Origin of the sequence: Commensalibacter communis (assembly GCF_947179015.1) — a bacterium.
GTDB lineage: Bacteria > Pseudomonadota > Alphaproteobacteria > Acetobacterales > Acetobacteraceae > Commensalibacter > Commensalibacter communis.
In genome coordinates this window covers 45,057-61,725 of sequence record NZ_CAMXCM010000008.1, presented here as the reverse complement: position 1 = coordinate 61,725, position 16,669 = coordinate 45,057, and the positions used below count along the sequence as shown (strand labels likewise).

11 protein-coding genes are annotated in these 16,669 nt (G+C 35.6%); 8 read left to right on the top strand and 3 right to left on the bottom strand.

What is annotated here, in order from left to right; all coding sequences use genetic code 11:
* The first annotated feature begins 12 nt into the window (after nt 1-12).
* The 8 genes from PQG54_RS10610 to PQG54_RS10575 all read left to right on the top strand — a co-directional run bounded on the left by PQG54_RS10610 (nt 13) and on the right by PQG54_RS10575 (nt 15,223).
* Nucleotides 13-912, top strand: coding sequence for a helix-turn-helix domain-containing protein (locus tag PQG54_RS10610; protein WP_271790521.1), 900 nt, complete (start codon nt 13-15; stop codon nt 910-912).
* A 203-nt stretch (nt 913-1,115) separates the two neighbouring features.
* The gene (locus tag PQG54_RS10605) at nt 1,116-2,774 is read left to right on the top strand and encodes a (2,3-dihydroxybenzoyl)adenylate synthase (RefSeq protein WP_271790520.1); all 1,659 of its coding nucleotides are present in this window, start codon (nt 1,116-1,118) and stop codon (nt 2,772-2,774) included.
* Nucleotides 2,774-6,199, top strand: coding sequence for an amino acid adenylation domain-containing protein (locus PQG54_RS10600; protein WP_271790519.1), 3,426 nt, complete (start codon nt 2,774-2,776; stop codon nt 6,197-6,199). The genes PQG54_RS10605 and PQG54_RS10600 overlap by 1 nt, the downstream gene beginning before the upstream one ends.
* The gene (locus tag PQG54_RS10595; protein ID WP_271790518.1) at nt 6,199-11,631 is read left to right on the top strand and encodes a non-ribosomal peptide synthetase; all 5,433 of its coding nucleotides are present in this window, start codon (nt 6,199-6,201) and stop codon (nt 11,629-11,631) included. The genes PQG54_RS10600 and PQG54_RS10595 overlap by 1 nt, the downstream gene beginning before the upstream one ends.
* Nucleotides 11,628-12,743, top strand: a complete 1,116-nt coding sequence (locus PQG54_RS10590) for a saccharopine dehydrogenase NADP-binding domain-containing protein (protein WP_271790517.1) — start codon at nt 11,628-11,630, stop codon at nt 12,741-12,743. Before PQG54_RS10595 ends, PQG54_RS10590 begins: the two co-directional genes overlap by 4 nt.
* Nucleotides 12,740-13,522, top strand: a complete 783-nt coding sequence (locus PQG54_RS10585) for a thioesterase II family protein (RefSeq protein ID WP_271790516.1) — start codon at nt 12,740-12,742, stop codon at nt 13,520-13,522. Before PQG54_RS10590 ends, PQG54_RS10585 begins: the two co-directional genes overlap by 4 nt.
* 17 nt (nt 13,523-13,539) lie before the next feature.
* Entirely contained in the window at nt 13,540-13,863 is a 324-nt protein-coding gene (locus tag PQG54_RS10580; protein WP_271790515.1) for an isochorismate lyase, read from the top strand.
* Nucleotides 13,853-15,223 carry an isochorismate synthase gene (locus PQG54_RS10575; protein ID WP_271790514.1) on the top strand — a complete coding sequence of 457 codons (1,371 nt, stop codon included), beginning with the start codon at nt 13,853-13,855 and terminating at the stop codon, nt 15,221-15,223. Before PQG54_RS10580 ends, PQG54_RS10575 begins: the two co-directional genes overlap by 11 nt.
* 136 nt (nt 15,224-15,359) lie before the next feature.
* On the opposite strand, the gene PQG54_RS10570 is transcribed toward PQG54_RS10575, so the two are convergent.
* Genes PQG54_RS10570 through PQG54_RS10560 form a run of 3 tightly spaced genes read right to left on the bottom strand, consistent with a single transcriptional unit; the run spans nt 15,360 to nt 16,461 of the window.
* Nucleotides 15,360-15,623, bottom strand: a complete 264-nt coding sequence (locus PQG54_RS10570) for a type II toxin-antitoxin system RelE family toxin (protein WP_271790513.1) — start codon at nt 15,621-15,623, stop codon at nt 15,360-15,362.
* Nucleotide 15,624: 1 nt separating this feature from the next.
* Entirely contained in the window at nt 15,625-15,846 is a 222-nt protein-coding gene (locus PQG54_RS10565; RefSeq protein WP_271790512.1) for a DUF6290 family protein, read from the bottom strand.
* 54 nt (nt 15,847-15,900) lie between these two features.
* Nucleotides 15,901-16,461, bottom strand: a complete 561-nt coding sequence (locus tag PQG54_RS10560; protein WP_271790511.1) for a recombinase family protein — start codon at nt 16,459-16,461, stop codon at nt 15,901-15,903.
* Nucleotides 16,462-16,669 lie beyond the last annotated feature (208 nt).

Below are 16,669 nucleotides of genomic sequence, written 5' to 3'. Positions count from 1 at the left end.
TGAGTTGCTATTATGAATTTGGATTCTCACTTACCTCCCATAACAACCTCTTCTGAGGCCGCTTACCATGAACAAACCATATCTTATTATGATGGGACAATATCCTTAAAAAATGGCACAATAAAGACATCCACCCAAAATTGGCAAACAGAGCCTTTGTTTGATGGATTAAAGATTATCATCATTGATAATAATGAGCTTCTTTGTAAATTACCTCATTCTCCTACTAGCAGAATTGCTGGCCCGTGTGTGTGTGCTGTTTGGAATCGTGGAGATGCTGAAGGATCCCAATCTTTTCCTGCTGGATGTTTATTGCGATATACAGCGGTAACATTATCAGCCAATAATCTGTTAAACAATTTTACAGAATCCCTCGAAACACTGGATAGTAAACTTCAGCTACATGCTAATAAACCCAAATTAATCACTATTCCATTGCCTCAATCTATTCGTAAGCTTTGCATACAAATCTCAAATTGCCCATTTCAAGGTAATTTTCGAAACATGTATTTATCAGGTAAAGCATTAGAATTAGCAGCACATACCCTGGAAACCATTCAACCTTCATCACAGAAAAATATAGAAACTAAATTTAAAGGGGCGAATTTTGAAAAAATCTTTATGGCAAAAGATATTTTAATTCAACGGATGCAAAATCCTCCTTCACTATCTGAATTAGCTTTGTTGGTAGGGATTAATACAAGAAAACTAACAATCGATTTTCGTAAAGTTTTTGGTGATAGTGTTTTTGGATATTTACAAACTTTACGACTTGATGCGGCATATCAAATGTTATCAGAAGGTGAATTGAACGTATCTTCTATTGCATATCAAATTGGTTATACACCTGCACATTTATCCGTAGCTTTTCGCAAAAAATTTGGCATTTGTCCAAAAGATATCCATTGTTAATATAGTCAATTTAAAATTACTAAATTCATATTACGTTTGTCTTAATATTACCATACAGCAAAAAAAATAATTCCGTTAGCTAAAATATATTCTATTCCCTCTTATAATTTTCTTCGGTATTATTTTGCGAATGACAATCAATATCAATTAATAAATTGTTATTGCACTCATTAACCCTGGTTAATTTTTATGGATAAGTTGAAATGAATAGTTGCGATCCACTAAATGAAATCTCCAATATACCCTATTGGCCACAAGAGTTTGTAGATCGTTATATTGCTGATGGATTATGGACCAAAGATACTTTTGGGGATGAATTATACAAAATTTCATCTATCATGGGGGATAAAGTTGCTGTAACGGATAATGATAAAAAATTGTCATTTGAGGCATTAAACAAGTCAGTAAATGAGCTGGCATTAGGGTTTTTAAATCTTGGCTTACAGAAAAAAGATATTGTTATTGTCCAACTTCCCAATTCTATAGAATTTATAGAAATTACTTTTGCTCTTTTTCGTATTGGCGTTATTCCAATCTTTGCTTTGCCAGCACACAGAGAAAACGAGCTAAATTCTTTTTGTTCATTCACTAAAGCGCGTGCTTATATTACGGCAGATATGATTGCTGGTTATGATCATTGCATTCTAGCTAGTTCATTACAAGAAAAGTTCTCTTTTCTTAAATATGTAATTATCGTGGGAAAAGAAGATAAGGAAATCAATATCAACTCCTTAAGAAATAATTCGATTTCGCTTCCACTTCCACAAATTGATGCTCAAGATATCGCTTGTTTTCAATTGTCAGGTGGCACAACAGGTATTCCAAAATTAATTGTAAGGCGACACCAAGATTATCTTTATAACGTACGTGCTTGTATTGCAGCATGTCATTTTAATAAAGATACTACTTATCTTGCTGTATTACCAATGGGACATAATTTTCCAATGGCTTGCCCAGGATTTATTGGTACGATCCTTGCAGGTGGGCATGTCGTTATTACGAGATCAGCTGTTGCGAGTGAATGTTTTGATTTGATAGAGCAAGAAGAGGTTACGGTTACTGCTCTTGTTCCCCCGCTTGCAATGGTTTGGCTCAATGCAGCTTCTATATTCAAACCAGACATTCCAAGTTTACAGGTCTTACAGGTTGGGGGGGCTAGACTCAGTAATGAAGCCGCACGCCAAGTAGAGCCAACATTAGGATGCAAACTTCAACAAGTGTTTGGAATGGCCGAGGGACTTATTTGTTTTACAGACTTAAATGATTCAGAGGAAATAGTCACAACTACACAAGGAAAACCAATGTCTGTTGCAGATGAAGTGCGAGTAGTAGATGAGCTTGGGCATCCTGTTCCTGATGGTGAAGTTGGGTATATTCTTACGCGTGGCCCTTATACTATTCGTGGATATTTTGGGCAAAATGAAGCCAATAAGACTTCTTTTACAGAGGATGGTTTTTACAAAAGTGGGGATTTAGTTAGAAAAATTGCTGGGTATTTAATCGTTGAAGGGCGTGACAAAGATCAAATTATTCAAGGTGGTGAGAATATTTCAATTGAAGAAATAGAAGGAATTCTCATTAAACATTCAGCAATTATCGATGCAGTCATCGTTGGATTACCTGATGAATATTATGGTGAGCGTATCTGTGCCTTTGTTCTTTGTAAAACACCTCCTACTACAGAAAATGATCTGCGCTTATTTCTTAAAAATCAAGGGTTGGCGCCATTTAAGATTCCATACCGATTTGAGTTTTTAGATCAATTTCCAACTACAGGCGTTGGAAAAATAAGCAAGAAAGAGCTGAGAAAAGAATTGTTGAAGATGCATCTGGAACAAGAAAAAATAAAGAAAGTCATATAATGGATTTGGTGCAGCAAAATAGATTATTAAAAGATCTTCTTATTGAACATGTTGCGAGTTTAATGGAGGTTGATGTCGAGCAAATTATCCCTAATATTTCTTTGATTGAAATCGGGCTTGATTCTATTTCGTTGATGAGAGCCTTGGATTTTTTAAGTGTGAAAGGGTACGTTTTAAAGTTTGAAGAAGCTATTGCTCGTCCAACAATTAATGATTGGCTACAAAATGCAAAAGCAAGACCAGAAAAAAATAAATCTAGCTCCATTTCCTATATCCATGATGATAATGCATCTTTCGAGCTTACCCCAGTACAACAAGCCTATTGGATGGGACGTAAAGAAGATCAACCTCTTGGTGGTGTTAGCTGCCAATTATATTTAGAAATTGATGGAAAGAAAATCGAACCACAAATTCTAAACAAGGCTATTATTGATCTGTTGGCACGTCATTCTATGTTGCGTACGAATTTTGATGAAGATAATTACCAAAAAATCAATAATAAGGCCGTAGATTTTGACCTGACTATTCATGATCTAAGAGAACAAGATAATCAATCCGCTTATTATCAATTAGAACAACTCAGGCATAATCTTTCCCATCGTGTTCTTCCTGTCGAGCAAGATTATCCGATCGATGTTCAACTGACATTAATAACAGAGCACAAATCTCGTCTTCATATTAATATTGATTTATTAGTTGCAGATGTTTTTAGTCTTACAATTATCCTCAGAGATCTTGCTTTATTTTATCTTCAACGTCAAAATGAGCTGCCCAAACTAACTCTGGATTTTCGTCAATATTTGCTAAAAATCAACCTAGAGCAACAAGAACAACAAGAAGCGGCTCGTCAATATTGGCAAGAACGTTTATTGACATTACCGAGTGGTCCTCAATTACCGCTTGCTTGTGATTATACGTTGATTAAAAATCATCGCTTTACGAGACGGGATTTTCATTTAACCAATGCTGATTTAGCAACATTACAAATAAAAGCTCAAAGTTATGGATTGACCCTAGCAAATATATTTGCCACAGCATTTGGTGAAGTGCTTGCACGTTGGAGCGAAAATACCAAATTTCTTCTAAATATCCCTCTTTTTAACCGCAAAGAAATAGAGCCTTCTGTTTCGCATATGGTTGCTGATTTTACCAATCTCATTTTACTAGAAATGAATTTTGAGCAAAATCTTGCTTTTGTGGAACGTGCTCAAGATGTGCAACATAGATTATATCAAGATATTGCTAATTCTGCTTATTCGGGTGTGAATGTCTTACGAGATATGTTTCGTATTGATCAAGGACATGCTCGAATTGCACCAGTGGTATTTGCATGTAATTTAGGGGATCCTTTTATCAAGCCAGAAGTAGAAGAGGCTTTTGGAAAGGCGACATGGATGATTTCACAAACACCCCAGGTATGGATCGATCATCAAACTTATCCAACGAAAGATGGTCTTTTGTTAAACTGGGATGTTGTAGAAGAATTATTTCCAAAAGGCATGATTGATGCCATGTTTAATGCTTATGAAAAACTCATAAGGGCTTTGATTATTGATGATTGGAAGCAACCTGTATTTTTACCGATCCCATTTGATCAAAATCAAATACGCCACCAAGTGAATAATACAACGAACCTTTATCCAATAAATAGAATTCATGAAAGATTCTTTTTAAATGCTAGGATTAATCCTGATTATATCGCAATCACAGGCAGTTTTGGATCTGTTTCCTATCGTGATCTTGCGGATCTTTCATTACGAATAGGTGGCGCATTACAAAAAGCGAATATTGGTTCTGGTGATGTGGTGGCGATTGCTTTACCACGCGGAGTAGATCAAATCGGTGCTGTTCTTGGAATATTATCGCTCAATGCAATTTATTTACCGATTTCTTTGGATCAACCTGCAATCAGAACGCGAAAAATATGTGAGCGTGCGAATGTTAAGGCAGTTATCACAATTTCAGAACGAATGAAGTGGGAGGGATGGTCTGAGCATGTTCTTTGTGTAGATATTCATTTGGCAAAGAATGCTTCTCCCCTTGCTAGTATTGCAACAGGAAATGTGAATGATTCAGCCTATGTTATCTTTACTTCTGGCTCAACGGGAGAGCCAAAAGGGGTTGAAATAACACATAAGGCGGCATGGAATACGATCTTTGCGATTAATGAAAAATTCAATATCAATGCAAAAGATCGAGCGATTGGATTATCTGCCTTAGAATTTGATTTATCCGTATTTGATATTTTTGGATTATTGTCTGTTGGTGGTGCACTCGTCATCGTAGACGACCAACAACGTAAAGAGCCATCCCTCTGGCTTGATTTGGCCCAACAACATCAAGTTACCGTTTGGAACAGCGTCCCGGCCTTGTTAGAAATGGCGATTTTATCTATGGAGCCTCATAAAAAACTCGAATTTATTCGATTGGTGTTGGTTTCTGGCGATTGGGTTCCTCTTGATCTTCCAAAACGCATGAAAGCAATATCTCAACAAGATATTTTGTTTATAGCGCTTGGGGGCGCAACTGAGGCCGCGATTTGGTCTAATTTTATGGAAATTAAAGAGGTTCCCGATGATTGGCAGTCAATTCCTTATGGGTTTCCATTACCTAATCAAAAATTTCGCATTGTTAACCATAAACAACAAGATTGTCCAAATTTTGTTCCTGGTGAAATTTGGATTGGAGGGGATGGGCTTTCATGTGGATATAAAGGAGATCTAACGTTAAGTAGTGAACGGTTTATATTTGTTAATAATGAACGATGGTATCGAACGGGTGATCGTGGGTGTTATTGGCCAGATGGTACGTTAGAATTTCTTGGTCGCCTAGATCAACAAGTTAAAGTTCGTGGATATCGTATAGAACTTGCAGAAATTGAAATTGCTTTAGAGCGACATCCTTTTGTTGTTCGTGCAATTGCCACGATTATAGGAATGGGTGCCAATCAGAATATAGCAGCCATCGTCACTTTATCTTCGATTATTACGGAAAAAGAAATTTTAAGTTTCGTCAGAAATGAACTTCCTGATTATATGGTTCCTGTAACGGTTTTGATTCTTGATACATTGCCCTTAACCACGAATGGCAAGATTGATCGAAACAGCATTGTTCCAATTTTAGAACAAGCAATCCATAATAATAAAGAAGTTGAAGAGCTTCCTTGTAGTGATACAGAAATTGAGCTTGTAAAATTATGGCAAGATGTGTTGGGCGATATTAAAATTAACCGACAGGATAGTTTCTTTAGGATCGGAGGAAATAGCCTGCAAGCAGCTCGCCTTACCGCCAAAATCAATCAAAAATATCATATTACATTACCGCTCCGTGTCTTTCTTGCAGAACCTACTGTTGCTGGGGTGGCTAATTTTATTAAAGCAACAATACAAAAGAATGATTTATCGTTAGAAGAAGGCGTTTTGTAATGATTGACAATTTTATCTCAGAATTAAAATTATCAGGTATTGAACTTTGGGAAGATAATGGACAATTACGGTATCGTGCCCCTGCTGGTATGTTGTCTGAAAGTCAACTTGCAAAACTTCGTGAGAAAAAAAAAGATATTTTACAGTATCTTATCAAACAAAATAATACGCTAATTGAAACAGATGTTGCAGGACGTTATGAACCTTTTCCATTAACAGATCTACAATCAGCTTATCTTCTTGGTCGTAATCAAGGGTTTGAACTTGGTGGTGTTGCATGTCATGGATATCTTGAGTTCGAATTTCAAACGCTTAATGTTGAGAAACTTGAATCTGCTTGGCATGACTTAATTTATACTCATGATATGTTAAGAGCGATTATTCATAGTAATGGTAGTCAAAGTATCTTACCAAAAGTGCCTCCTTATAAAATTGAAGTTGTCGACGTTCGTGGGAAGCCAAGGGGAGTCGAGGTTGAGGCTGTTGAAAAGTTCAGGTTATTATTATCCCATCGAAATGCGTCCCCGGATCAGTGGCCATTAATAGAGTTAAAAGTAACATTAGGGGATACGCATGCATTTCTTCATGCTTCAATCAATCTTCTTGTCTGTGATTTCCAAAGTGCTCGCTTATTGTTACAAGAGTTAAGTCGTAAATATTTTGAACAATCAACATCGCCGGCACCTCAAATATCTTTTAGAGACTATGTCTTAGCACAACGTCGTATGACGGAAAGTCAAAAATATCGTAATGATAAACAATATTGGTTTAATCAACTGGATGATTTTCCAATGCCCCCAACATTACCTTTGACTGGTAATGTTATTGGTTCAACTTTTTCAAGAAAAACATTTATATTAAATCAATCAGAAGTCAATGTTTTGAGCCAGCTGGCAGCCAATTATGGTGTTGGTCTATCGTCTACGATCTTAACCATTTATGCTGAAATCATCGGGCGTTGGTCGGCACAAACGCATTTCGGCCTCAGCCTTACGACAATGCAACGTACGATGATTCATCCTGATATCAACAAAGTCATTGGTGATTTTAGTTCAGTTGAATTGCTTAATGTTCATTTAATATCAGATTGTTCGTTTGCTGAACAAGTTGCATTGCTTCAAGAGCAATTATGGTCTGATCTCGATCATGCCGATTTTTCTGGAATTGAAGTATTACGAGAACTTACTCGTCGTCGTGGCAGGGAGGCTTCTCTTTATCCTATTGCATTTACCAGTTCACTTTCAACAGGATCTGATACTTTAACCAGCCTGTTTCCTGGCGCCAGACTGGCGTATGGTATTACACAAACGCCACAAATTATAATTGATTGCCAAGTGGGCCCTAGCGAAGATGGATTAGTTATTAATTGGGATATACGTGATGGTGTAATTGCCGATTATATTGTTTCGGATATGTTTCACACTTTTAAGAAATTTGTACGTAACATTGCTTCTGATGAACAATATTGGAACAAACCAATTAATATTGAAATTCCTGATGAGCAATCACAACGTCGATCAAAAGTTAATTCTATTTTAAGACCATTATCAAATCATTTATTACATCAAGATTTCTTTGAGCGAGCTAAAGAATATCCAGAAAAAATTGCTCTCGTTGATGCATATAATCAGCTTACGTATAAACAATTAACATTAAAAATAGATAGGCTAGCTGCTAAGTTAATGGAAACAGGAATGCAACCAGGAGAATTGGTTGCTGTTATTATTGACAAGAATATTGCACAGATTATCGCTGTTTTTGCGGTTCTTAGAGCTGGTGGTGTGTATCTGCCTATTAATATTAGTCAACCCCCAGCAAGGCGTAATGCGATTATACAATCAGCAAAAGTTCCTCGTGTTTTAGTGGCTGATGATCGACTTGTACAAGAATTACATGGTGTTACAAACCATATTATAAATGTTACTGATATTCTTCTGGATGAAAAACCTCAGCAATTTTCTATTCCTGAACGAAAACCAAGTGATCTTGCTTATATTATTTTTACCTCTGGCTCAACGGGATTGCCAAAAGGAGTTATGATTACACATGAGGCAGCAAAAAATACGATTGACGACATTAATGAACGTTTTGATGTAGGGCATCAAGATCGTATTTTAGGTTTAGCGAGCTTTGATTTTGATTTATCAGTTTATGACATTTTTGGTGTTTTAGGGGTTGGTGGAACATTAATTTTACCAGAAGCGTCTCGACGCAGTAATCCAGCATATTTGGCAAATTTAGTTGAAAAATGGCAAATTACCCTGTGGAATTCTGTTCCCGCTTTACTTGACATTTTAACGGAATATCTACAAGGGGCTTCTACGAATATAGCTTTGTCATCTTTACGTGTTGCCTTGCTTTCAGGGGATTGGATTCCGATATCTTTGCCTGAACGTATTCGTTCTTTTATTCCTGATTTGAGAATAATCAGCTTAGGCGGTGCAACTGAGGCTGGGATTTGGTCAATTTACTATCCAATTAAAGATGTACCGGAAAATTGGAAGAGTATTCCTTATGGTAAACCGCTCTCTAATCAATCTTTTGATATTTTAGATGCAAGTTTTCGCTCATGTCCGGATTATGTGGTCGGTGAAATTTATATAGGAGGCAAAGGGCTGGCTTTGGGTTATCTAAATGATCCTGAAAAAACAGCAGAGCGTTTTATCTATCATCCTGTCACAAAAGAGCGTCTATATCGTACTGGCGATTTTGGACGTTATCTTTCTGATGGAAATATCGAATTTCTTGGCAGGCAAGATCTTCAAGTAAAAATTCGTGGGCATCGCATTGAGATTTCTGAAATTGAAGCAGCTTTAGAAAAACATCCAGATATTGGCGGCGCAGCTGTTGTTGTATTAGGAGAAAGTAATCATGATCGACGCTTAGTTGGATTTATCAAAAGTAAGATTGTTGAGACAAAGGATCAATCTATTTCTCAAATCAAACCTGCTACTCAAAATATTATTCAAAATCTTACGATAAATATGGATCTTGCAAAAGTTAAAGAGCTGGCCGTAACGTTGGAGAAAGTTTCTCTCTATTCTATGGCAAGAATGATTTGCCGTGATAATTCAATCAAAAAACTAGGTAAATTTGAGGATATAATCCACAATTGTCAGGTATCAGAACGCAATATCTTTCTTTTGCAGCGTTGGCTTAATGTGTTGGTAAAAGAGGGATTATTTGGACTTGATGATTCTGGTCATTATTATTGTCAAGACCATGTTGACCATCATTCCGTCGATTTATTGTGGTTTAGAATTAAAGAATTAAACCAAGAAATTAAATGGGGGGATGATGTTCTTAATTATATAGAACTCAGTCATAACAACCTTGATGGGTTAATGAGAGATGAAATAGATCCTCTTCATCTTTTATTTCCAGAGGGAAAAACCGAAGTCGCTGATGGTGCGTATCGTAATAATCTTGTAAGTCAGATCATGAATGGTGCGGTTTGCGCTTTGGTTGATCAGATTATTTCCCTTAATGATGGACCAACAAGATTATTAGAAGTAGGTGCAGGCGTTGGTGGAACAAGTATGGATCTGATACCGACGCTTAATAATCGTAATGTTGAATATCTTTTTACAGATGTATCTCAGTACTTTTTAAACGAAGCTGAGAAAAAACTGAATCAATTCCCATGGGTCAAATATGGATTATTTGACATTAATACCGATCACGTACCCCAAGGAATTGAGCCAAATTCTTGTCATATTGTTTTATGTGCCAATGTTCTTCACAATTCACAGCACGCGCTCAATGTGCTAAAGCGCTTACGTGAAATATTGGTTCCGGGTGGATGGTTAATTTTTATAGAAGCGACCAAAGATAACTATCAAATTATGACTTCTATGGAGTTCAAAGAAGGGCTCACAGGATTCACAGATTGTCGTGTCGAGCATCAAACAACATTTTTAACAACTGAACAATGGGAACATTATTTAAAAGAAGCTGGTGCAACCGAATTTGTTAGAATACCTGCTGGGCATGATGTTTTCCCAGATTTAGGTCAGCATGTATTTGCAGCCCGTTTTAAATCAGATCGGAAATCTATTTCTCTTGCAGAAGTTAAACAACATGCAAAAACATATCTACCTGATTACATGATTCCTTCAGATATTCATATTCTTGATGAGATGCCTTTGACTACGAATGCTAAGATAGATCGTGCAGCTCTTGCAAAATTAGCTGTAAACCAACATCAACAGCATAAAACTGTGGGTGAGAAACCTAAGAGTGAGCTTGAAAAACAAATTGCAGAAATCTGGTCTTCACTACTGAAAGTTAATGATATTGGCATCGATCAAAGTTTTTTTGAGTTGGGTGGTGATTCTTTATTAATTGCACAAGTCATTGCACGTCTTAGAGATAAAATACCCGCAGCCAGTAAAGTAGAATGGGACATTTTGTTAAGACAACTTCTTAATGAACCTACAATCAGTGCTTTGGCCACGTTATTAGAGAAAAATCAACAAAACATAGGGGATAATAATCAAATTCAATTCATTGAGTTGAAACGAGGATCTAAAAAGCCAATCTTATTGTTTGTGCATGATGGCAGTGGAACATTGGCTCCTTATTTAAATCTTCTTGAGAAGATTAAAGATGATCAATCTGTGATTGGTTTAGCATTAACAACACCAAATGCGCTTTTGATGAAAGAGCCACAAACAGCCATTTCTACATTAGCAGATGAATTTGTTGAGCTACTTGAAAAAAATATTCAAAATGGGGAAACACTTCACATTGTAGGATATTGTTTGGGTGGATTACTGGCAACAGAAATAGCGAGGCGTTTACCAGCAATTGGTATTCATGTAGAGCAGCTGAGCATTATTAGCAGCTATCGCGTACCATTTATTATAGAAGATGATTTGCTAGCAGAATATGTGTTTGCTAGGGTTATGCAAGCAAATCTATTCGAAATTGGGTACCCCCAAGACGAGCTTGGTATGCAAACGCTTATTCAATCTATTCTTGATAAAAATCCACAAAAAATTCCAGAAAATGCTCTGCTACAAGCAGCACAACATAGTAGTGGTGAGATAAAAAAATCTATCCTTGCATTAGCTCAAAAATCTCAACAAGAACGCCTTGAAGCAATCCAAAATAATATGCGTCATTCAGGAACAGAATTCAGCGATATTCAGCGTATTACTAGTCAATATAAGCTTATTAAAGGCAGTTTGGCTGCAGTTGCAAGCCATCATACTGAGCCTTATGACGGTAAAATGATCTTTGTTCGTCAAACAGGTGAAACACAATTTTTACCCAAAATGAATGATGAAATGTCTAATTATTGGACTGCTGTTTGTTCAAACGGGTTAAATATCATCGACGTTCCTGGAGATCATTTCAGTTGTATGTCTTCCTTATATGTTGCTTCTATTGCTCAAGCACTTGGCTTACAAATTAAGGAAAAGAAATGATGACGAAGAATATACCGTCTATTGGTATTGTCGGTGCAACAGGTTTTATCGGTCGAGAATTAGTGGCTAATCTATTCAATTATAGCCGTTTAAATCTTGCGGTGCGTGATAAGCAAAAAGCAGAAATATTATTTCAAGATAATATCAATATGATTGAAATTACAGAAGTCGATATTACCAAGAAAGAAGATATTGTTCATTTTTGTGAAAATTGCCACATTATTATTAATTGTATCGGACCAAGTTATCGTATTTTGGATCAAATTGCCTCGGTAGCACTGGAGGTTGGTGCCCATTATATCGATCCAAGTGGGGACGAAACGCTTTATAATCTTCTTGTAAGCCATGAAAATCAAAATACTTCCGCTATTCTAGCAGCAGGAATGTTACCTGGGCTTTCTGGTTTACTGCCTCGGGATTTAGCAGAGAATTTTGATGAGATTGACCAAATTGTTGGATATTCTGGAGGAATAGATTATTTTTCTCCTGCTGGTGCTGAAGAATTTATCATTAGTCTTTCTAATGGGTTTGGTCGTGGAGGGGCATGTATTCGAGCAGGAGGCATTAAATCAAGTCCATATTCTCCATTTGTATCCCGAGAGCTTTCTGGTGTTCCCCCTTTTGATGCTTATCCTTTTATAAGCAATGAATTGGTTCATATATGTAAAGATCTAAGTATCAAACATGGTGACTGGTTTAATATTTTCTTTGATAAACATGTTCTCGATTATATTTCAGTCATTGCAATGAGTAATAATAAAACAGAACTTGTTCCAAATGAATTTGTTGAAGGATTAATCAAAGCAAATGCTTTGGATACTGTTGGTCGAACGCCTTTTCAGTTACTGGCCATTGAAATGCAAGGTAAACAATACGGTCAATCCTGTATAATGAGCAGTATTATTCACGCGGGCTCAGGTGCAAAGTTAAGTGCATCTGTGTCTGCCAGTGCTGCATTAGCAATTTGTAAAGATGATGTTCCCATAGGAATACATTACGCTGCAAATATTCTTTCCCCGCAGACAACCATTAAAGATATTCAACAATGGATACCCGATTTTAAACATATAACTTTTAATAAAAATACAGTTGAAGAGGAAGGGGTTTTATGAATTTCTATACCAAAACCATTCATTCTGATTGGCTTCGACCTATCACTAATCATAGTTCTTCTGAATTACAATTAATTTGTTTCCCTCATGCTGGGGGGAGCATTGGGGCTTTTCGTTCTTGGGCACAATTTATTCCTTCTTTTATTGATTTGATTGGCGTTCAATATCCAGGGCGTGAAGATCGCATTTATGATAAACCTATTTCAGACATAAAAAATCTTGCTTCAGAAATATCAACTACTATTCAAAAGCAAAAATACAGTCACATCGCTCTATTTGGACATAGCATGGGTGCGACAATTGCGTATGAAGTTGCTTGTATGCTCCAAAAAAATGGCGTGTTTATTGAGCATTTATTCATTTCTGGACAAACAGCACCAACAAAAACTCGTAAAACTATGTTTCATTGTTCAACGGATGAAGCGTTAATGCGAGAAGTTATACGTGTCTCGGAAACCTCCGGAGAAGTCTTTGAAAATCAAGAATTACGCGAAATAATTTTATCAATTATTCGAAATGACTATAAAGCCATTGAAACATATTCAACGGAAACACCAACACTTTTATCAATGCCTATTACTATTTTAGTTGGAGATAATGATACAGAAGCAACCTATCAAGAAGCTCTCGATTGGTCTGCTTATACAAAGCATAAGCTTGATATATATTCTTTCAAAGGCAAGCATTTTTTTATTAATACTCGTTTTAAAGAAATAATCGAACTTATCACGAGTAAGCTTAGTCTATTTGACCATTCCTATGGCAATAGTTTTCCATAAATATAAGGATTAGTAAAATGAAAGCCCCTAATCAATGTAAAAATCTTGAAGATGTGCGCGTTGGAATTGACGCCATTGATAAAGAAATTATTACTTTGCTCTCTCGTAGACTGGGTTATGTGCTTACTGCGGCAAATTATAAGAAAACAGAGGCAGATATACCAGCACCAGAGCGTGTTAAAGTCATGTTAAAAGATCGTCGGTCTTGGGCTCAAGAAGCAAAAATATCCAGCGAATTCATAACAGCATTATTCGAACATATTATTCAATGGTATATCAATACACAAATATTACATTGGCGAGAACTCGATAAGACGAAGGAGAAAAAAGATGGATTTTGATCTCATTCATAAATCTTTGGTCCTAGCGCAAGAAAAAGCTAAGCAATTGAATCGTCATGTTCTTTCTGTCACAAGGTTATCTATAGATTCTCCAAATATTCTTGATTTGCTAGAAAAAAACAAAGAACGTTCAGACATTAATTTATGGTTAGGGAATAGTGGGCATTCACTGATTGGGTTTGGTATCGCCCACGAGTTAATAGCCAAAGGAATTAATCGTTTTTCATTAATTTCCGATGCATGGAAAGCGTTAATATCAGATGCCATTACCACAGGAAATGGTCGACCAATAGCCATTGGAGGCTTTCGTTTTGATATACATCAATGCCATTCTGAATTATGGAAAGATTTTCCTGATGCAGTATTAACCATTCCTTCTATATTGATTTATTCCAATTTAACAAAAGCAAATGACTTAATTATATCTGACCTTGTTACACCACAATCAAATATTGAAAATCGCCTAATAGAATTAAAGAAATTCTGGACACAAATTAATTTAAAAAAGCCATCTACACCGTTACAATCAACAGTAAAATGCAATTTACAAGATGAAACGAGCATAAAAGAAAATTGGTCTAATCTAGTTCATCAAGCCTTAGATGATATTCGTCAACAAAAATTAACAAAAGTTGTCATTGCTCGCTCTATTCATCTGAAAACAGATCAACCAATTTCATTGAGCACAGTTATTAATAAACTTCGCTCAAATAATCCAAAAGCTTGTATATTTGCTTTTAGTCGACATCATTCTTATTTTGTAGGAGCCACGCCAGAAATCTTATTTTCTGCAAAATCTGGATATTTTCAAACAATGGCGTTGGCTGGAACTGCACCAAGAGGAAATACCCCTGAAGAAGATTATGTGTTGGGATCGAAATTGTTGCGTAGTATAAAGGATGTTACCGAGCATGCGCTTGTTGTCAATACAATCAAAGATACATTAACATCTCTATGCTCTGATATTCATATGGATGATAATCCGTCACTGCATAAATTACCTAATGTTCAACATTTAATTACAAATTTTAAAGGTCAGATCAAAAGCAATAAAAATATTTTAGATATTATCAGTCAACTTCATCCAACCCCAGCAGTAGGTGGAATACCTTCTAAAACAGCAATGAGTTTTCTAAGAGATCATGAAAAGATAGATCGAGGATGGTATGCTGGCCCTGTTGGTTGGATTGATTCAGATGGAAACGGGGAATTTATGGTTGCTTTACGCTCAGGATTATTTAAAGATAAGCAGGCAACGCTATTTGCTGGATGTGGTATTGTGGCTGGTTCTGAATGTGAAAGTGAGTTTCAAGAAACGCACCTTAAATTCACAACAATGATTAACGCAATTAAAAACTAAGGATTGCAAAAATTATTTAGTAATTTTTTTACGTTAATCATACTATTTTCATGTAATGTACCAACAACTTAACAGCCATTCCAAAAAGATAGTCAGTGCGTATATCAATGAATTGCCAAATATTTCTCACTATCCATTATTTATAGATATTTTTACGATGACCAACAGCAACGCATATTAAAATCAATATTTCGTCTTGTATTTCACAAATAAGACGATAATCTCCAATACGATATCTCCAATAACCTTTTAAGTTACCAGTGAGTGCTTTACCTTTTTCTTTTGGATTATCAGAACCATCAAGGTTTTTCTTAATCCACGCCAATATTAAACGTGCTTGTTGCTTATCAAAAGATTTTAAATCTTTATAAAAGCCTTTTTCATAAACAATCTTAAACACATTAAACACCAAATTCTTGATATAAATCTTCTATATCAAAATTAAGCTCATTAGATTTACGTCGTTTATCCGCCATCTCTGCAAGATTATAATCAAACTCATTTTCTACCATTTCATTTACAGCAGATAAAACAAGACTAGATAGAGAAATGTTCTTTAATTTTGCTATTTCTTGTAGTTCAGATTTAATATTATCGTCTATTCTAATATTTAACATCGACATGATAGTTCTCCTTATATATTACATATGTAATACAATCATAAAAAGAAAACAAGACTATAATATTAAGTGTTTGTATTCTTTCATTACTCTTTGGACCGTTGAGAGGCTAATATTTAAAGCTTTAGCAGTTTTTCGGTAACTAGCCCCTTCTTTATTCATAGCCTCTACGATGGCTTCGCTATTAATTGTTTTCCTTCGACCTTTATATTTCCCTGCTTGTTTAGCTTTGGCGATGCCTTCTCTTTGTCGTTCTCGAATTAAACTTCTTTCGAATTCAGCAAAACTCCCCAATAATTGGAACATCAGCTTTTTAATAGGATCTTGATCATCTTTAAAGATTAAATTTTCTTTATGAAAATGAATGGTAATTCCTTTAGCATTTAGATTATCCACCAATTCATTTAAGTCTTTAAGGTTTCTTGCTAGTCGATCGATAGAATGAACATGGATAATATCGTCTTCTCTGACATATTCTAACATAGCTTGTAACTGCGGTCTTTGTGTATCAACACCACTAGTTTTATCTATAAAGACTTTATCAAGCTTTACATCATCAAGCTGTCTTACTGTATTTTGATATTCGGAGCTTACTCTAATATATCCAATATCACTCATAATATTCTCTATTGTATTCTTTTAAGTTTAAGATGTTTACCTATTAACATGTGTTCTTAAATTAATCAATTTAAAAGAATACATATTTCAATGGCTTTTGTATTTATACGAAGGTATTCTTTTAAGTGTATTTAAAAACGAACAATGATTGTTAAATCATCAAAAATATTTACTTTAAAATTTGCGACAGAATGATAATAATATATAA

What these genes read in the sequence shown, in the direction of transcription:
- PQG54_RS10595 (WP_271790518.1), top strand. Translation starts at nt 6,199, where the DNA reads ATGATTGACAATTTTATCTCAGAATTAAAATTATCAGGTATTGAACTT.
- PQG54_RS10585 (WP_271790516.1), top strand. Translation starts at nt 12,740, where the DNA reads ATGAATTTCTATACCAAAACCATTCATTCTGATTGGCTTCGACCTATC.
- PQG54_RS10610 (WP_271790521.1), top strand. Translation starts at nt 13, where the DNA reads ATGAATTTGGATTCTCACTTACCTCCCATAACAACCTCTTCTGAGGCC.
- PQG54_RS10605 (WP_271790520.1), top strand. Translation starts at nt 1,116, where the DNA reads ATGAATAGTTGCGATCCACTAAATGAAATCTCCAATATACCCTATTGG.
- PQG54_RS10560 (WP_271790511.1), bottom strand. Translation starts at nt 16,461, where the DNA reads ATGAGTGATATTGGATATATTAGAGTAAGCTCCGAATATCAAAATACA.
- PQG54_RS10565 (WP_271790512.1), bottom strand. Translation starts at nt 15,846, where the DNA reads ATGTCGATGTTAAATATTAGAATAGACGATAATATTAAATCTGAACTA.
- PQG54_RS10600 (WP_271790519.1), top strand. Translation starts at nt 2,774, where the DNA reads ATGGATTTGGTGCAGCAAAATAGATTATTAAAAGATCTTCTTATTGAA.
- PQG54_RS10590 (WP_271790517.1), top strand. Translation starts at nt 11,628, where the DNA reads ATGATGACGAAGAATATACCGTCTATTGGTATTGTCGGTGCAACAGGT.
- PQG54_RS10580 (WP_271790515.1), top strand. Translation starts at nt 13,540, where the DNA reads ATGAAAGCCCCTAATCAATGTAAAAATCTTGAAGATGTGCGCGTTGGA.
- PQG54_RS10575 (WP_271790514.1), top strand. Translation starts at nt 13,853, where the DNA reads ATGGATTTTGATCTCATTCATAAATCTTTGGTCCTAGCGCAAGAAAAA.